The sequence below is a fragment of the Sphingomicrobium clamense genome (assembly GCF_019264355.1).
Classification (GTDB): Bacteria; Pseudomonadota; Alphaproteobacteria; order Sphingomonadales; family Sphingomonadaceae; genus Sphingomicrobium; species Sphingomicrobium clamense.
Map to the genome: position 1 here is coordinate 514,848 of NZ_JAHVAH010000001.1, position 13,687 is coordinate 528,534.

A 13,687-nucleotide genomic window follows, 5' to 3' on the forward strand; every position below is an offset into this window, starting at 1 on the left:
TGCTTTTCATCACCGGCTTGGGCAGAGGCAGAGCCATGGCCAAGCCCGATCGCCTCGACCAGTTTCGCCGCGCCATTGCGGGTGCCGCGAGAGCGTTGGCGCGCGATCCCGAGCTCGACATTCGCTACGCCAGCGAAAGCGCGCGCGCCAACGCCGCCGATGCCAGCCAGGTGCCGTCGCCGGGTGAGGCGATGGATGCCGCACGCGTCGCCGCGGCGCGCGGGGCGGCGGACCGTGCGGGGCTCATGCGCCGTCATCACGATGCCGCCATTCACGGCGCTTCGCGTCCGGGGGACGATGAAGCACGTGCGGTGTTCGACGCGCTCGAGGCCGAAAGGGTCAAGGCGCTGGGTGCCAAGGGATTGCCCGGAGTCCGCGACAATCTTGCCGCCATGCACCGCGACGAGATTCGCAGCGACGCGATCGTGCGGGCGCGCAGCATGGAGGAAGTGCCGGTCGAGAGTGCGCTGGCATTGCTCGTCCGCGAGGCGCTGACCGGCGAAGCACCGCCCGAACAGGCGCGCGAAGGGCTCGAGCTGATCCAGCCGTGGATCGAAGAGAAAATCGGCGAATCGCTCGACGGGCTCGGGCTGACGCTCGACGACCAGCAGTCCTTCGCCAAGCTTGCACGACAGATGATCGTCGATCTCGATCTCGAGCTCGACGACCCGGCCGAGGAATCCGAGCCCGAGGAAGGCGAGGAACCGGACGAGGGGCCCGACGAGGGTGAGGACGACGCCGACGACGATACCGCCGATGGTGATGGCGGCGAGGCCGAGCAGCGCCCCGAGGAATCGCAGGGCGAGGAGCAAGAGCAGCCGCAGGACTGGGAGGAAACCGACGAGCCTGCCGATCCGGGCGAAGCCGACGAGCGGGCGCCGGCATCCTCCGCGCGGCGCAATCTCGCCGACGGGCCGGTGCATCCCTATCGCGCCTTCACCACCCGGCATGACGAAATCGTCACTGCCGACGAACTGTGCGACGACGAGGAGCTTGAACGGTTGCGAGCCTATCTCGACGGCCAGATGGGCTCGATGTCGGGCACGGTGACGCGGCTTGCCAATCGATTACAGCGACGTCTGATGGCGCAGCAGGCGCGCAGCTGGGCGTTCGACCAGGAAGAAGGGCTGCTCGATGCCGCGCGTCTGGCACGCGTCGTCGTCTCGCCGACCCACTCGCTCAGCTACAAGATCGAGCGCGACACCGAGTTCAAGGACACGGTCGTCAGCCTGCTGATCGACAATAGTGGTTCGATGCGCGGACGCCCGATCTCCATCGCCGCCATTTGCGCCGACGTCCTCGCGCAAACACTCGAGCGGTGCGGGGTGAAGAGCGAGGTGCTCGGCTTTACGACCCGCGCATGGAAGGGCGGGCAGAGCCGCGAGGACTGGCTCGCTGCGGGTCGCCCCGCCAACCCGGGTCGCCTCAACGACCTGCGCCATATCGTCTACAAGAAGTCCGACGAGCCTTATCGTCATGCGCGCAAGGGGCTGGGCCTGATGATGCGCGAAGGGCTGCTCAAGGAAAATATCGACGGGGAGGCGTTGCTCTGGGCGCACCAGCGATTGATCGCGCGGCCCGAGGAGAGGCGCATCCTGATGGTGATTTCCGATGGTGCACCGGTCGACGATTCGACCGGGTCGGCCAATGGCGGCACCTATCTCGAATCGCATTTGCGCAGCGTCATCGACTGGATCGAGACCCGCTCCACAGTCGAGCTGGCGGCAATTGGAATCGGACATGATGTGACGCGTTATTATCGCCGCGCGGTGACCATCATGGACGTCGAGCAATTGGGCGGCGCGCTGGTCGACCAGCTGGCAGGCCTGTTCGACCTCGAGACGTGACGCTCAGGCAAAAAAATGGGCCCGACACGATTTACGCCGTGCCGAGCCCCCCTCGATACGCGACGCGAGGGTTTTTCATTGGCGGGGAAAAAGGGGAAACCCCGCCGATGAACCTGCTTATGCCCGATTCGCCCTTCATGAAGACTGAATGCTGATGTCAGGATTTGTTCAGCATTTTCTGTCGCTTAGCCGACATGTGATGCTTGCCGTTCTGGTGCTCGCAGCATGGCCGTTCCTGCGTGAGCGGCCCGAGTTTACGGACCTGCCGGATGTGCTGGTCGGCGCCACGCTCGTGCCGGTCGATCAAGCGTCTCCCGAGGGCTGGGCGTTGCATGGGGCATGGGAGGTCGAGGCTGACGATCCGCGTGTTGCGGGCATGTCGGGTCTCGCATGCGCACCATTCGGGCCGCTCGATATCGTCACCGACACCGGGTCCAGGCTGCAGCTGCAATTTCCGGAGCAAGGAACGACGCGGGCATCGATGGAAATCGCGTCGCTTCGCGGGATCGGAGATGCAGAGGCGATCGCCTATTCCGGTGGGGCGACGCTCATCGCGGAGGAGTTGCGCCACCGCCTGTGGATCTTCGATGCGCGTCGGGGGAACAGCGTGCGCGACCTGCCGAGGCGCGACGGCGTGGCAAACTGGAGCGTCGAGGCGCTGCTGCCCCCGGGCGGAGATGCGCCGCGGCCCATCGCCGTCACCGAACAGGCGCGGCTCGCTTACGATCTTGGCGACGCCATCAGGCCGATCCGTGTTTCGGGTGCCGACATGTGGATCACGGGGGCGACCCGTCACCCGGACGGTCGCGGGATCGTGCTGATGCGCAAGCTCGGGCCGCTGGGTTTCAGCGCTTCGGTCGCGACCGCGTCGTTCAACCGAGAAGGTCTCGCAATCGACCGACCGGTCAGTCTGCCGCTGCCCTTCAACGCGAACGCGGAGGGCATATGCGCCGAACCGCGCGAGGAAGGCCTCACGCGGCTCTGGATCGTCACCGACGATAACGGGCTGGGCGCGTTGTCCCAGCGCCTGGTGGCGTGGGACGTGCCGGACGCGAAGTGGCCGGAGGCTCCGGAGTAGGAGCCTCGCAGCGGCTTAGTTGGCCGCCTGTGCCTTCGCGATTTCGCGCTTCAGCTTCTGCGCCTTGGTCGACAGCTTGTCGTCGCTGGTCTTGGCCAGCCAGTTGTCGAGGCCGCCGACATGTTCGACCGAGCGCAGACCCTGCGTCGACACGCGGAATTTCACACGGCGATCGAGCGATTCGCTCATCAGCGTGACATTCTGCAAGTTCGGGAGGAAAACCCGCTTGGTCTTGTTGTTGGCGTGGGAAACGTTGTTGCCCACCTGCCGGCCCTTGCCGGTCAGTTCGCAAATGCGCGACATCTGTCTAATCCTGTGTATCTGCGGGCTTATTGCCCGTTAAAGCGTGCGCCCGATACCGCCTGACGTCGCACCCGTCAACCGATTCACCGTCCTGCCGAAGGAATGTCGGGAAACCGACACGGTAGTCGTGTGTTGGTTTGGGGAATGTCAAAGGCAAGTAAGGCGAGAGGGACTGAATGCGTACCGTAATCGTACTATTGATCCTTGTGGTGGCAGTCCTGATCGTGGCTGTCGGGAGCGGATTGGTCGATATCCGCCAAACGCAACCTGCCGAACTTCCAGAAGTCAGCGTCACCGACGAAGGCGTCGAGGCGACTGGCGGGCGACAGCCGACCTTCGATGTCGAGACAGGCTCGGTCGCGGTGGGCAGCGAGACCCGCGCAGTGACGGTACCCAAGCTGGAAGTCGAACCGGCAACCGAAACCGCTGAAGGCGAGTCGCAAGTGGAAGAGCAGCCTGCGACGCCGTGACTTTGGGCGTGCGGCAGGTTAGCGCCTCGCCATGACTCATTTCCCGCTTCCCGAGCCGATGAAGCGCGCGCTGGCGCTCGCCGAGGCAGCAAGCGAGGCGGGCGAGGTGCCGGTCGGCGCCGTCATCACTGACGCAGACGGAAGGATCGTCGCCGAGGCGGGCAATGCCATGCGCGTTGGCAACGATCCTACGGCTCATGCGGAAATGCTCGCCATTCGCCGCGCTGGAGAAGCGCTGTTCTCCTCGCGCCTCGACGGCCATACGCTTTGGGTCACGCTGGAGCCCTGTGCCATGTGCGCCGGCGCGATCGCGCTGGCGCGCATCGAAAAGCTGGTGTTCGCCGCGGAAGATTCCAAGGGCGGTGGCGTCTTGCATGGAGCACGAATTTTTTCGCAGACAACGTGTCACCATCGGCCGGAAATTTTGAGCGGCATCGGCGAGAAAGAAGCGTCTCTCCAGCTTCGCAAGTTCTTTAAAGAGCGCCGATAGAAAAAGGGCGACCCCTTGCGAGGCCGCCCTTCCCGAGCAACTTCAAAGACCCGGACTAGTAGCCGACCGCGTTGACGTCGTTCTGCGTAACGGGCGTTACGCGAATTTCCACGCGACGGTTTTGCTGGCGTCCGGCTTCGGTCGAATTGTCCGCGATCGGCGAGCTTTCCCCGTAGCCTTGCGTCGCGATGCGGGCCCGGTTGACACCTTGCGCAGTCAGGTAGTTGGCGACGGCCTGTGCGCGACGCTCCGAAAGTGTCTGGTTGTAGGCGTCGCTCCCGGTCGAATCAGTGTGTCCCATCACGTCGATATAGGTCGATTCGTAGGCGTTCAGCGTGCTCGCAATCTCGTTCAGGGTGCCCTGGAATTCGGGCTGAACCGCGTAGCTGTCGAACGCGAAGGTGATACCCGAGGGCATGCGGAGCAGGAGGTTGTCACCTTGGCGGATAACGTCCACGCCCGTCCCCTCGGTTTCCCGGCGCATTTCCTGCTCCTGCCGGTCCATATAGGCTCCGATCGCGCCGCCCGCGACCGCGCCAATTCCGGCGCCGACAATGGATTCGGTACGGCTGTTGCGACCACCGATCAGGTCGCCGAGTCCCGCGCCGACGACAGCGCCAAGCACCGCGCCTAGACCCGCTTCGGTCGAGACACGCTTCTGGCCCGTCATGGCGTCGGTGGTGCAAGCGGCAAGCGTCGTGGCGGCTGCGGCTGCGATCAAAACTTTGTTGCGCATATTGGAGAGTCCTTTCGAAATGCCCTTTTGCACGTCCAATCCGTGCATCGGGCGCTTTGTTCCGTGGCGGTTGCAATGCCGAAACGGTTCGTCGCAAGTGCTTGTCGAATTGCCGTTTACGCGCCATGAATGGCGCCACGCACATGAGCGACCCTTTGACCCCCATTCCCTGGATCGACGTTTTCCTCATCCTCCTGCTGGTGATGATGAACGGCCTGTTGTCGATGAGCGAGCTGGCGATCGTGTCGGCGCGCGAAGCGCGATTGAAGGCGATGGCGCAGGACGGATCGAAGGGAGCGACGGTCGCGCTCGACCTGGCCGCGCAGCCCGGGCGCTTCCTCTCGACCGTCCAGATCGGGATCACGCTGATCGGCATTTTGGCAGGCGCCTATTCAGGCGCCAGCCTCGGCGGCCCCGTGTCCGAACGCTTTGCAGCGCTCGGCGTCGAGCCTGATCTCGCGCAGAGCCTCGGCTTCGGCACCGTCATCGTGCTCACCACCTACGCCAGCCTGGTGATTGGCGAACTGGTGCCCAAGCAATTCGCGTTGCGTTCGCCCGAGCCCATCGCGGCGTTCGTCGCGCGTCCGATGTATTTCCTCTCGAGGGTCACCGCGCCGCTCGTCTGGTTGCTCGACAAGACCAGCGCGCTCGTGTTCCGCTTGCTCGGCGTCAAGCGCGAGAGCGAGAATCACGTCACTGCAGAAGAACTGCACATGGTCGTCGCCGAAGCGCAGACCGCGGGCGTGCTCGAGGAATCGGAGCGGGCGATCATTTCAGGCGTGGTGCGCCTCGCCGACCGACCCGTGCGAGAGATCATGACACCGCGCACCGAAATCGACTGGATCGACGTGAAGTCCAGCGCCCCCCTCGTCCGCAGCGCGCTCGAATCGAGCCCGCATAGCCGCCTGCCGATCGCGGACGGCTCGGTCGACGAAATCGTCGGCGTCGTCCGCGCGCGCGATATCCTGACAACATTGCTCGACGGCAAGTCGCTCGATCTTGCCAGCCTGGCCAAGCCAGCGCCGATCATTCCCGACCTGATGGATGCGATGGATGCGCTTGCCGTATTGCGCGCAGCGGACGTGCCGCTGGCGTTGGTCCACGACGAATATGGCCATCTCGACGGGATCGTGACGCCGGGTTCGATCCTCGTGGCTCTCGCCGGACACTTCATCAGCGACGAGGATAGCGAAGAGCCGTTGGTTGAGCGGAAGGACGGGAGCTATCTCGTCGCTGGCTCCGCAAAGGTCGACGTCCTTACCGACAAGCTCCGCATCCGTCTCGACGAAGACGAGCGCGATTATTCGACGGTGGCCGGCTTTGCCCTGTCGGTGCTCAAACGCCTACCCGCCGAGGGTGAACGGTTCGAAGTCGACAATTGGAAGTTCGAGGTCGTCGACATGGACGGGCGCAAGATCGACAAGCTGATCGCCCGCCGAAAGAAGAAGAAAAAGCCTGCGCCGTCACCGGACGGCAATGCGGACTAGCCCAGCCTACAGCTTTCCGAAGCGCGCCTCGTAACCGTCCGTGTCGCCGCGCGCGAGATAGTCGGCCTGTTCGACGATTCGATCGCGCTGGAAACGTCCCTTGAAGGCACCAAGCTGTTCGTCGATCGCCGCGACCTGGCTCGGCGCGAGCTTGGCGATCTGGTCGAACCGCATGATCCCCATCTGGTTGAGCGTTTTTGCCAGTTTCGGTCCCACACCTTTGAGCTGGCGCAGGTCGTCGGGCTCGCCGACAGCGCCCGGCAGATTTTCGTGAACCTCGGCGCCCAGAATCTGGCCCGCGACGTCGGTGGTCGCGGCCGCCGCCTCGTCGATGATCGAGCGCCCTTCGGTGCTGACCCCGCCCTCGACCATGTGCGGCCGGACAGGCGTTTCGTCGGAGAGCGATACGCGCTGCTTGGGCTTGAGGAGAAGCCAGAGAACGAGCAGCAGGATGACCACGCCAACGGCAACAAGGATCATCTGTGTCTGGGTCATGGGCAACTAGTCTTTCTTTGTGGGTTTAGGACGGAACGCGAAAAAGCCCGCGATGATCCCGAAAGCGAAACCGGCGACGATGGCAGGCCAGTAAGCGGCGATAAACGCGTCCATGCTGAGGCCTCCTAGACGATCGCGCCGCGAATATAGCGCCGTCGCAGTGCGACGAGATAGGTCAGGATAAAGCCGATGGCGAAGCTCGACAATGCCGCCAGCTCGGCCTCGAAGACCAATGGCAGGACGATTGGCGCCCGCACCGTGCCGCCCCCGTCGCGATACCATTGCACGTCGGAGACTTGGGGAAGGCCGCGCAGGATTCGCTGTAGCTCCCGACGCTGAAACGTATCGGCTTCGCCCGCGAGCCAGATACGCCGCGTCAGCGGGCCGCGCTGCATCCAGCCCGAGACCTGGTCCATCTCGTAATATTCGAGATTGAGGCGGGTGAGTTCCTCGCCCTCTGCAGCAATCCTCGCGCCGGCGCCGCCGACGGGACCGTGCCAAGCCGCCGCGAAGGCGAAGGTCGCGGCGATGCCCGCGAAGACGGCGGTGCGCGGCCTCACGAAACACGCTCCAGCTCACGCCAGCCAATATCGCGTCGGTGGAAGCCGTCCGCATAGTCGATCTTGTCGACTGCAGCGTAGGCCGCATCCCGCGCCTCGGCGAGCGTTGCGCCCGCTGCGGTAACAGCAAGCACGCGTCCACCCGATGCGACGAGCTTTCCGTCCTGTTCGGCGGTGCCGGCTTGAAAGACGATCGCGCCGTCTTCTTCCGCGGCTTCGATACCCGTGATCGTGCCGCCCTTCTTGGGCGTGCCCGGATAGTTTTGCGCGGCGATGACGACCGTCATGACGTGTGCGTCTTCAAGCTCGATCACGGGCAATGTCTCCATGTCGCCAGCAGCCACCGCAAGGCACATGGCGGCGAAGTCGCCCTCGATGCGCGGCATAACGACCTGGCATTCGGGGTCGCCGAAGCGGACATTATACTCGATCAGCTTGGGGCCGTCGCTGGTCAGCATGAGCCCCGCATATAAGATGCCGTTGAAAGGCATGCCCTCCTCGGCGAGCGTCTCCGCCGTCGGACGCAGGATCTCGTCCATGGCCCGCTCGGTGAGCTCGTCGGTGAGAACCGGAGCAGGGGAATAGGCGCCCATGCCTCCCGTGTTCGGCCCGACATCGCCTTCGCCCACGCGCTTGTGGTCCTGTGCCGAGCCGATCGGACAGACGTGCTTGCCATCGACGAAGGCGAATAGGCTGGCTTCCTCGCCCTCGAGATATTCCTCGATCACCATCTCGCCGTCGCCCGCCGCCTTCACCGCGGCCCGGGCTTCGTCCATCGTCATCGCGACCGTCACGCCCTTGCCCGCGGCAAGACCGTCGGCCTTCACGACTACCGGCGCGCCGAATTTCTCGAGCGCCTCGAGCCCCTCGGTGACGGTGGTGGTGCGGACGTAGCCGGCGGTCGGGATGTTGGCGCGTGCACACAGGTCCTTGGTGAACCCCTTCGATCCTTCGAGCTGGGCGGCGGCAGCACTCGGGCCGAGCACGGCGAAACCGGCATCCCGCAGCTTGTCCGCGACCCCTGCGACCAGCGGCGCCTCGGGCCCCACGACAACGAGGTCTATCGCCTCTTCGCTCGCCAGCGCGATCACGGCATCGGCGTCACACGGATCGAGGCTCGCCAACCGTTCGGCCCAACGTGCCATGCCCGGGTTGCCCGGCGCGCAGATCAGTTTGTCGCAAGAGGGCGATTGCGAAAGTCGCCACGACAGCGCATCCTCGCGCCCACCCGAACCCAATACCAGGATGTTCATGTCGTCCCCTCAAGAAGAATCTTCCGGCCTGTTAGCGAACGAGACCCCCGGCGACAATGCGGGTGCGATGAGCGTGTCGGAAGTCTCCGGCGCGCTCAAGCGGACCGTCGAGGGCGCCTTCGCGCGCGTCCGCGTGCGCGGAGAGATAAGCGGTTGGAAACGGGCGGCATCGGGGCATTGCTATTTGGCCCTCAAGGACGACAAGGCGGTCCTCGATGCGGTGATGTGGCGCGGCACGGCACAGCGGCTCGCCTTTGCGCCCGAAGACGGGGCAGAGGTCGTGGCGACGGGCAAGCTCACCACCTATCCGGGCCGCTCGAAATACCAGATCGTCGTCGATGCGCTCGAACTGGCGGGGCAGGGCGCGCTGATGGCGCTGCTCGACAAGCGGCGTCGCCAACTCGCGGCCGAAGGACTGTTCGCCGAAGAGCGCAAGAAGCCGCTGCCGTACCTGCCGCGCACGATCGGGGTTGTGACCAGCCCGACCGGTGCGGTTATTCGCGACATCCTCCACCGCCTTGAAGATCGCTTTCCGACCCACGTCGTGTTGTGGCCGGTGGTGGTGCAGGGCGAGGGGGCCGCGGACAAGGTCGCGGCTGCGATCCGCGGCTTCGATTCGCTCGGGCAAGGCGGCCCAGTGCCCCGTCCCGACCTCCTGATCGTGGCGCGCGGGGGTGGCTCGATCGAGGATCTGTGGGCCTTCAACGAGGAAGTCGTGGTGCGCGCCGCCGCCGACTGTTCGATCCCGCTCATCAGTGCGGTGGGACACGAAACCGACACCACGCTGATCGACTATGCGTCCGACCGGCGTGCCCCGACCCCGACCGCAGCCGCCGAGATGGCCGTGCCGGTCCGGCGCGAACTGGCAGCCTATGTCGGAGAGCAGGGACGGCGCGCGGGCGATGCGCTGTCACGACGGCTCGACCGTGCGGGGGAACGGTTTGACCTCGTCCGAGAGCGCCTGCCCGAGGGCGAGAGCCTGTTCGCGTTACCCAACCAGCGCCTCGACGATGCAGTCCGGCGGCTGGGACGCGGGTTGCGCGAACGCGCGACTGAGGCGGCAGGCCGGCTGTCGGGCTGGACCGGTCGGCTCGATGCGAGCCGCCTGCTTGGCAATCGGTTGTCCGACGATGCCCGGCGGGTCGAGAATCTCTACCGGCAGATGACGCTGCTCCACCCCGAACGCCCGCTATCCAAAGGCTTCGCGCGCGTGGAGGGCGCGGACGGCAAGACGATCATGAGCGCGAAGGCCGCAAGGGCTGCGGCGAGCCTCAAGCTTCATTTCGCCGATGGAGCGATGGATGCGGTGCCGTCTGGCAAGGCCGCGAGGCCGCGCAAGGTTGCGAAGAAACCCGCCACCGCCTATCGCCCCGGCCAACCGGGACTGTTCGACGAACCCGGCGACGAGGAGTAGAGGCATGTTGCGCGGTGGGATCGGCCAGGAAGCCAAAATCCATTACATGGACGGGACGTTCAGGGTGCTGGGCGCGGGCGACCATGTCCGCTGCGCGGTGACCGGCCAGGCGATTCCGCTCGAGCAGCTACGCTACTGGTCGGTTGCGCGCCAGGAAGCCTATCTCGACGCCAACGCGAGCCATGAGGCCGAAGTTCGTTCGTCCCGAATTGACCCACGTTAAGAGTAGCTTCTGGCGTTGTGGCATTGGTGACACAGTAGAGTCACAAATGCCTCGCTACCCCTCCTGAACGCTTTACAGCACCGCCCCCTTTCCAGCTAAACGGACGCTACGTGGGGGTGGGACTTACTTCCCGCGAGAGTTTGGGTTGCCCAAAATGGGCACCAATATCAGGAGACTGTAATGAAGAAGGCAACTCTTCGCGCAACGGCTTCGGCCTTTGCGCTCCTGGGTTCCGGCGTTGCGGCGGCCACGATGGTCGCGGCTCCGGCGGCTGCTCAGGACTATACCTCGGCGGCCTTGTCGGGCACCGTGCAGGACGAAGGCGGCAACGCCATCTCCGGCGCGACTGTCCAGCTCGTGTCGCTCGACCTCGGTTTTACGCGTACCGCGACGACCGGCGCCAACGGTGGCTTCCGCTACTCGGCGGTCCCGGCTGGTAACTACGACCTCGTCGTTTCGAACGAAACCGGCGAAGTCTATCGCGCTGAAGGCCTTCGCCTTCTCGCGTCGCAGAACGCCAACGTCGATGTCGTCATCCCCGGCGGCCTCGCCACCGAAGAAGCCATCGTCGTCCAGGGCAGCTCGCTGCTCAACGACTTCGAAGGCACGACCCTTGGTCTCAACGTCGACGTCGAAGAACTGGTCAAGACCGTTCCGATCGGCCGCGACCTGACCTCGGTCGTCCTGCTTGCCCCGGGTACGACCCAGGGCGACAGCGCGTTCGGTAACCTCGCGTCGATCGGCGGTTCGTCGGTCGCGGAAAACGCGTACTACCTGAACGGTCTGAACATCACCAACTTCGACAACTACCTGGGTTCGGCTCGCGTGCCGTTCGACATGTATCGTTCGGTCGAAGTGAAGTCGGGCGGTTATCCGGCCGAATTCGGTCGTGCGACCGGTGGTATCGTCAACGCCGTGACGAAGTCGGGTTCGAACGACTTCTTCGGTGCTCTCCACCTGAACTGGGCGCCCGACTGGCTGCGCAGCAACGGCCGTGACCTGATCACCTGTGACAGCGACGGCACCTGCGAAAACTCGACCAACCGCGACGAAGATCGTGCCGACAGCTACTCGGCGATCCTCGAAGCCGGTGGCCCGGTCATCCGCGACCACCTGTTCCTCTACGGTCTCGTCGAGTTCCGTGAAGTCGACACGCTGACGGTTGCTCCGCGTTCGGGTTCGGCCACGCAGCAGATCCAGGACGATCCGTTCTGGGGCCTGAAGGTCGACGCTATTCCATTCGACGGTCACCAGCTCGAGTTCACCATCTTCGACACGCGTCGTAAGACGGAAGTGAAGAGCTACGACTATTCGGAAACCAATGGCATGGGCGTCGTCGGCGGCCAGATCGCCGAATCGGAAGCCAACTTCGGTGGCGTGAACTACGTCGCGAAGTACACCGGTAACCTCACCGACTTCCTGACGATCTCGGGTGCCTACGGTAAGATGCGTGACCGCTTCGACAACCGCGGCATCGGCGCTTCGGCGACCAACCCGTGGTACCGTAACCTTTCGGGCGGCACGTTCTTCGACGTTCCGTTCGGCGGCTACTACACCGAACAGCGTACCGCGACGACCTCGGCTCCGTACAATACGGAACGTGAGTTCTATCGTGCTGACGTCGACCTGTTCTTCAACGCCTTCGGCGACCACCACATCCGTGCTGGTTGGGACCGTGAAATCAACACCCTGACCCGCTCGTCGGTTCGTACCGGTGGTGACTTCCTCCTGGCCGCTGGCTTCATGACCCAGGCTGCGTATGACGCAGGTTCGGGCGGCGCCGGTATCGCGCTGGTCGGTCGTGCCCCCAACGCCAGCGGCAACCCGCTGGTCGAGCTGAACTACTTCAACTCGGGTGGTGCGTTCGATTCGACGAACACCGCGTTCTACATCCAGGACGAGTGGGACATCACCGATCGCCTGACGCTGAACCTTGGTCTTCGTAACGACAAGTTCGAAGTCGAACGTGCCGACGGTGAGATCCTCACCTCGCTCGACGACAACTGGGCACCGCGTCTGGGCTTCACCTACGACCTGTGGCCGGAGCAGAACGGCAAGCTGTACGGCTTCTACGGCACGTACTTCCTGCCGGTCGCGTCGAACACCGCGTTCCGTATGGCGGGCTCGGAATTCTTCTTCCGTGAGCGCTTCGAAGTCCTCGGCATCGACAGCAACGGCTTGCCGATCCTCGGCGACCAGGTCACCGACCTGTCGTCGTACCAGTCGACCTGTCCGTTCGCGCTTTCGACGGTTTCGTCGGGCCAGAACTGCTCGGTCACCGGCAACGGTTCGGTTCCGCCGACCGACGCCCTGATCGCGTCGAACCTCGAAGCCACGAAGGAAACCGAGTGGCTGGTTGGTTACGAGCACGACTTCGGCGACTTCCAGGTTGGCATCAGCTACATCAACCGTCGTCTTGACCGCACCGCGGAAGACTCGGCGATTGACCTTGCTGTTCTGAACTACTGTGACGAGCAGGGCATTGTCGGCTGTGAATCGATCTGGACTGGCTTCCACCAGTACACGATCTGGAACCCGGGTGGCACGATGACCGTCGTCCTCGACGGCGATGCGCTTTGCGACACCGATCCGCGTGCTTGTGCGGAAGTCACCTTCACGGCTGACGAGCTGGGCTACCCGGCCGCCGTCCGTAAGTATGACGCCGTCGAGCTGACCGCGCGTCGTCCGTGGGATGGCAACTGGTCGCTGAGCGGTTCGTACACCTGGTCGAAATCGCGTGGTAACACCGAAGGTCTCGTCCAGTCCGACTTCGGTCAGGACGACGCCGGCATCACGCAGGACTTCGACCAGCCGGGCTTCACCGACTTCTCGTACGGTAACCTTCCGAACGACCGTCGTCACCGCTTCAAGCTCTTCGGCGCCGCGCGCGTCATCGATGAGCTGATCGTCGGTGCGAACCTGTCGCTCGAAAGCCCGCGTCCGCTGAGCTGCTTCGGCTTCCACCCGACCGACGTGTTCGGCAACCTCTATGGTGCGGCTTCGCACTATTGCGGTCTGCAGCCGGCACCGCGCGGTGAAGGTTCGGAAACCGATTGGCTGTTCAACGCCGACATGTCGCTGCGTTACGGCATCGACATGGGTGACGACCGTCAGGTCACGCTGCGTGCAGATATCTTCAATATCTTCAACTCGCAGAACGTCACGTCGCGTAACGAGTTCGGTGATCTCGACATCGACACTCAGAACGCTGCGGGCGAACCGACCGCGGTTATCCCGAACCCGAACTACGACAACGTCACGAGCTACCAGGCTCCGCGCGCTGTCCGTCTGGGTCTGGACATCACCTTCTAATCGAAGGCGATACCGTAAA

The 13,687-nt window shown here is 64.2% G+C and carries 13 protein-coding genes; 8 read left to right on the forward strand and 5 right to left on the reverse strand.

What is annotated here, in order from left to right; translation table 11 throughout:
- Nucleotides 1-35 precede the first annotated feature (35 nt).
- Both cobT and KTQ36_RS02520 read left to right on the forward strand, forming a co-directional pair.
- Nucleotides 36-1,847, forward strand: a complete 1,812-nt coding sequence (gene cobT / locus KTQ36_RS02515) for a cobaltochelatase subunit CobT (RefSeq protein ID WP_218632187.1) — start codon at nt 36-38, stop codon at nt 1,845-1,847.
- A 199-nt stretch (nt 1,848-2,046) separates the two neighbouring features.
- The gene (locus tag KTQ36_RS02520; RefSeq protein ID WP_218632188.1) at nt 2,047-2,925 is read left to right on the forward strand and encodes an esterase-like activity of phytase family protein; all 879 of its coding nucleotides are present in this window, start codon (nt 2,047-2,049) and stop codon (nt 2,923-2,925) included.
- A 15-nt stretch (nt 2,926-2,940) separates the two neighbouring features.
- Here KTQ36_RS02520 and rpmB read toward each other — a convergent pair whose 3' ends face one another.
- Nucleotides 2,941-3,228, reverse strand: a complete 288-nt coding sequence (gene rpmB, locus KTQ36_RS02525; protein WP_218632189.1) for a 50S ribosomal protein L28 — start codon at nt 3,226-3,228, stop codon at nt 2,941-2,943.
- A gap of 176 nt (nt 3,229-3,404) precedes the next feature.
- Between rpmB and KTQ36_RS02530 the strand changes: the two genes are divergently transcribed.
- Both KTQ36_RS02530 and KTQ36_RS02535 read left to right on the forward strand, forming a co-directional pair.
- On the forward strand, nt 3,405-3,698 hold the full coding sequence (locus KTQ36_RS02530) for a hypothetical protein (RefSeq protein ID WP_218632190.1): 294 nt from the start codon (nt 3,405-3,407) through the stop codon (nt 3,696-3,698).
- 58 nt (nt 3,699-3,756) lie between these two features.
- The gene (locus KTQ36_RS02535) at nt 3,757-4,188 is read left to right on the forward strand and encodes a nucleoside deaminase (RefSeq protein WP_255554084.1); all 432 of its coding nucleotides are present in this window, start codon (nt 3,757-3,759) and stop codon (nt 4,186-4,188) included.
- A 55-nt stretch (nt 4,189-4,243) separates the two neighbouring features.
- Here the strand turns inward: KTQ36_RS02535 and KTQ36_RS02540 are convergent, their stop codons facing one another.
- Nucleotides 4,244-4,924 carry a YiaD family glycine zipper/OmpA-like lipoprotein gene (locus KTQ36_RS02540; RefSeq protein ID WP_218632192.1) on the reverse strand — a complete coding sequence of 227 codons (681 nt, stop codon included), beginning with the start codon at nt 4,922-4,924 and terminating at the stop codon, nt 4,244-4,246.
- A 143-nt stretch (nt 4,925-5,067) separates the two neighbouring features.
- Here KTQ36_RS02540 and KTQ36_RS02545 point away from each other — a divergent pair, with 143 nt between their 5' ends.
- Nucleotides 5,068-6,411, forward strand: a complete 1,344-nt coding sequence (locus tag KTQ36_RS02545) for a hemolysin family protein (RefSeq protein WP_218632193.1) — start codon at nt 5,068-5,070, stop codon at nt 6,409-6,411.
- Between the two features lie 6 nt (nt 6,412-6,417).
- Here the strand turns inward: KTQ36_RS02545 and KTQ36_RS02550 are convergent, their stop codons facing one another.
- From KTQ36_RS02550 to purD, 3 genes are all read right to left on the reverse strand, one after another.
- Nucleotides 6,418-6,906 (reverse strand): hypothetical protein, encoded by a 489-nt coding sequence (locus KTQ36_RS02550; protein WP_218632194.1) that lies wholly within the window; start codon nt 6,904-6,906, stop codon nt 6,418-6,420.
- A 125-nt stretch (nt 6,907-7,031) separates the two neighbouring features.
- A complete protein-coding gene (locus tag KTQ36_RS02555) occupies nt 7,032-7,466 on the reverse strand; it encodes a hypothetical protein (protein WP_218632195.1) in 435 nt (144 codons plus the stop codon).
- A complete protein-coding gene (purD, locus tag KTQ36_RS02560; protein WP_218632196.1) occupies nt 7,463-8,719 on the reverse strand; it encodes a phosphoribosylamine--glycine ligase in 1,257 nt (418 codons plus the stop codon). Before purD ends, KTQ36_RS02555 begins: the two co-directional genes overlap by 4 nt.
- Here purD and xseA point away from each other — a divergent pair.
- From xseA to KTQ36_RS02575, 3 genes are all read left to right on the forward strand, one after another.
- Nucleotides 8,718-10,133 (forward strand): exodeoxyribonuclease VII large subunit, encoded by a 1,416-nt coding sequence (gene xseA / locus KTQ36_RS02565; RefSeq protein WP_218632197.1) that lies wholly within the window; start codon nt 8,718-8,720, stop codon nt 10,131-10,133. The two genes, purD and xseA, sit on opposite strands and share 2 nt — an antisense overlap.
- A 4-nt stretch (nt 10,134-10,137) precedes the next feature.
- Nucleotides 10,138-10,356 (forward strand): DUF2093 domain-containing protein, encoded by a 219-nt coding sequence (locus tag KTQ36_RS02570; protein WP_218632198.1) that lies wholly within the window; start codon nt 10,138-10,140, stop codon nt 10,354-10,356.
- A gap of 180 nt (nt 10,357-10,536) precedes the next feature.
- Nucleotides 10,537-13,668: a TonB-dependent receptor gene (locus KTQ36_RS02575; RefSeq protein WP_218632199.1), complete on the forward strand. Its 3,132-nt coding sequence runs from the start codon at nt 10,537-10,539 to the stop codon at nt 13,666-13,668.
- Nucleotides 13,669-13,687: the final 19 nt, after the last annotated feature.

Bases quoted from the DNA above. Each gene is read 5' to 3' on its own strand.
- rpmB (WP_218632189.1), bottom strand. From the start codon at position 3,228: ATGTCGCGCATTTGCGAACTGACCGGCAAGGGCCGGCAGGTGGGCAAC.
- KTQ36_RS02550 (WP_218632194.1), bottom strand. From the start codon at position 6,906: ATGACCCAGACACAGATGATCCTTGTTGCCGTTGGCGTGGTCATCCTG.
- purD (WP_218632196.1), bottom strand. From the start codon at position 8,719: ATGAACATCCTGGTATTGGGTTCGGGTGGGCGCGAGGATGCGCTGTCG.
- KTQ36_RS02535 (WP_255554084.1), top strand. From the start codon at position 3,757: ATGAAGCGCGCGCTGGCGCTCGCCGAGGCAGCAAGCGAGGCGGGCGAG.
- KTQ36_RS02520 (WP_218632188.1), top strand. From the start codon at position 2,047: ATGCTTGCCGTTCTGGTGCTCGCAGCATGGCCGTTCCTGCGTGAGCGG.
- KTQ36_RS02530 (WP_218632190.1), top strand. From the start codon at position 3,405: ATGCGTACCGTAATCGTACTATTGATCCTTGTGGTGGCAGTCCTGATC.
- cobT (WP_218632187.1), top strand. From the start codon at position 36: ATGGCCAAGCCCGATCGCCTCGACCAGTTTCGCCGCGCCATTGCGGGT.
- KTQ36_RS02545 (WP_218632193.1), top strand. From the start codon at position 5,068: ATGAGCGACCCTTTGACCCCCATTCCCTGGATCGACGTTTTCCTCATC.
- KTQ36_RS02575 (WP_218632199.1), top strand. From the start codon at position 10,537: ATGAAGAAGGCAACTCTTCGCGCAACGGCTTCGGCCTTTGCGCTCCTG.
- KTQ36_RS02570 (WP_218632198.1), top strand. From the start codon at position 10,138: ATGTTGCGCGGTGGGATCGGCCAGGAAGCCAAAATCCATTACATGGAC.
- KTQ36_RS02540 (WP_218632192.1), bottom strand. From the start codon at position 4,924: ATGCGCAACAAAGTTTTGATCGCAGCCGCAGCCGCCACGACGCTTGCC.
- xseA (WP_218632197.1), top strand. From the start codon at position 8,718: ATGTCGTCCCCTCAAGAAGAATCTTCCGGCCTGTTAGCGAACGAGACC.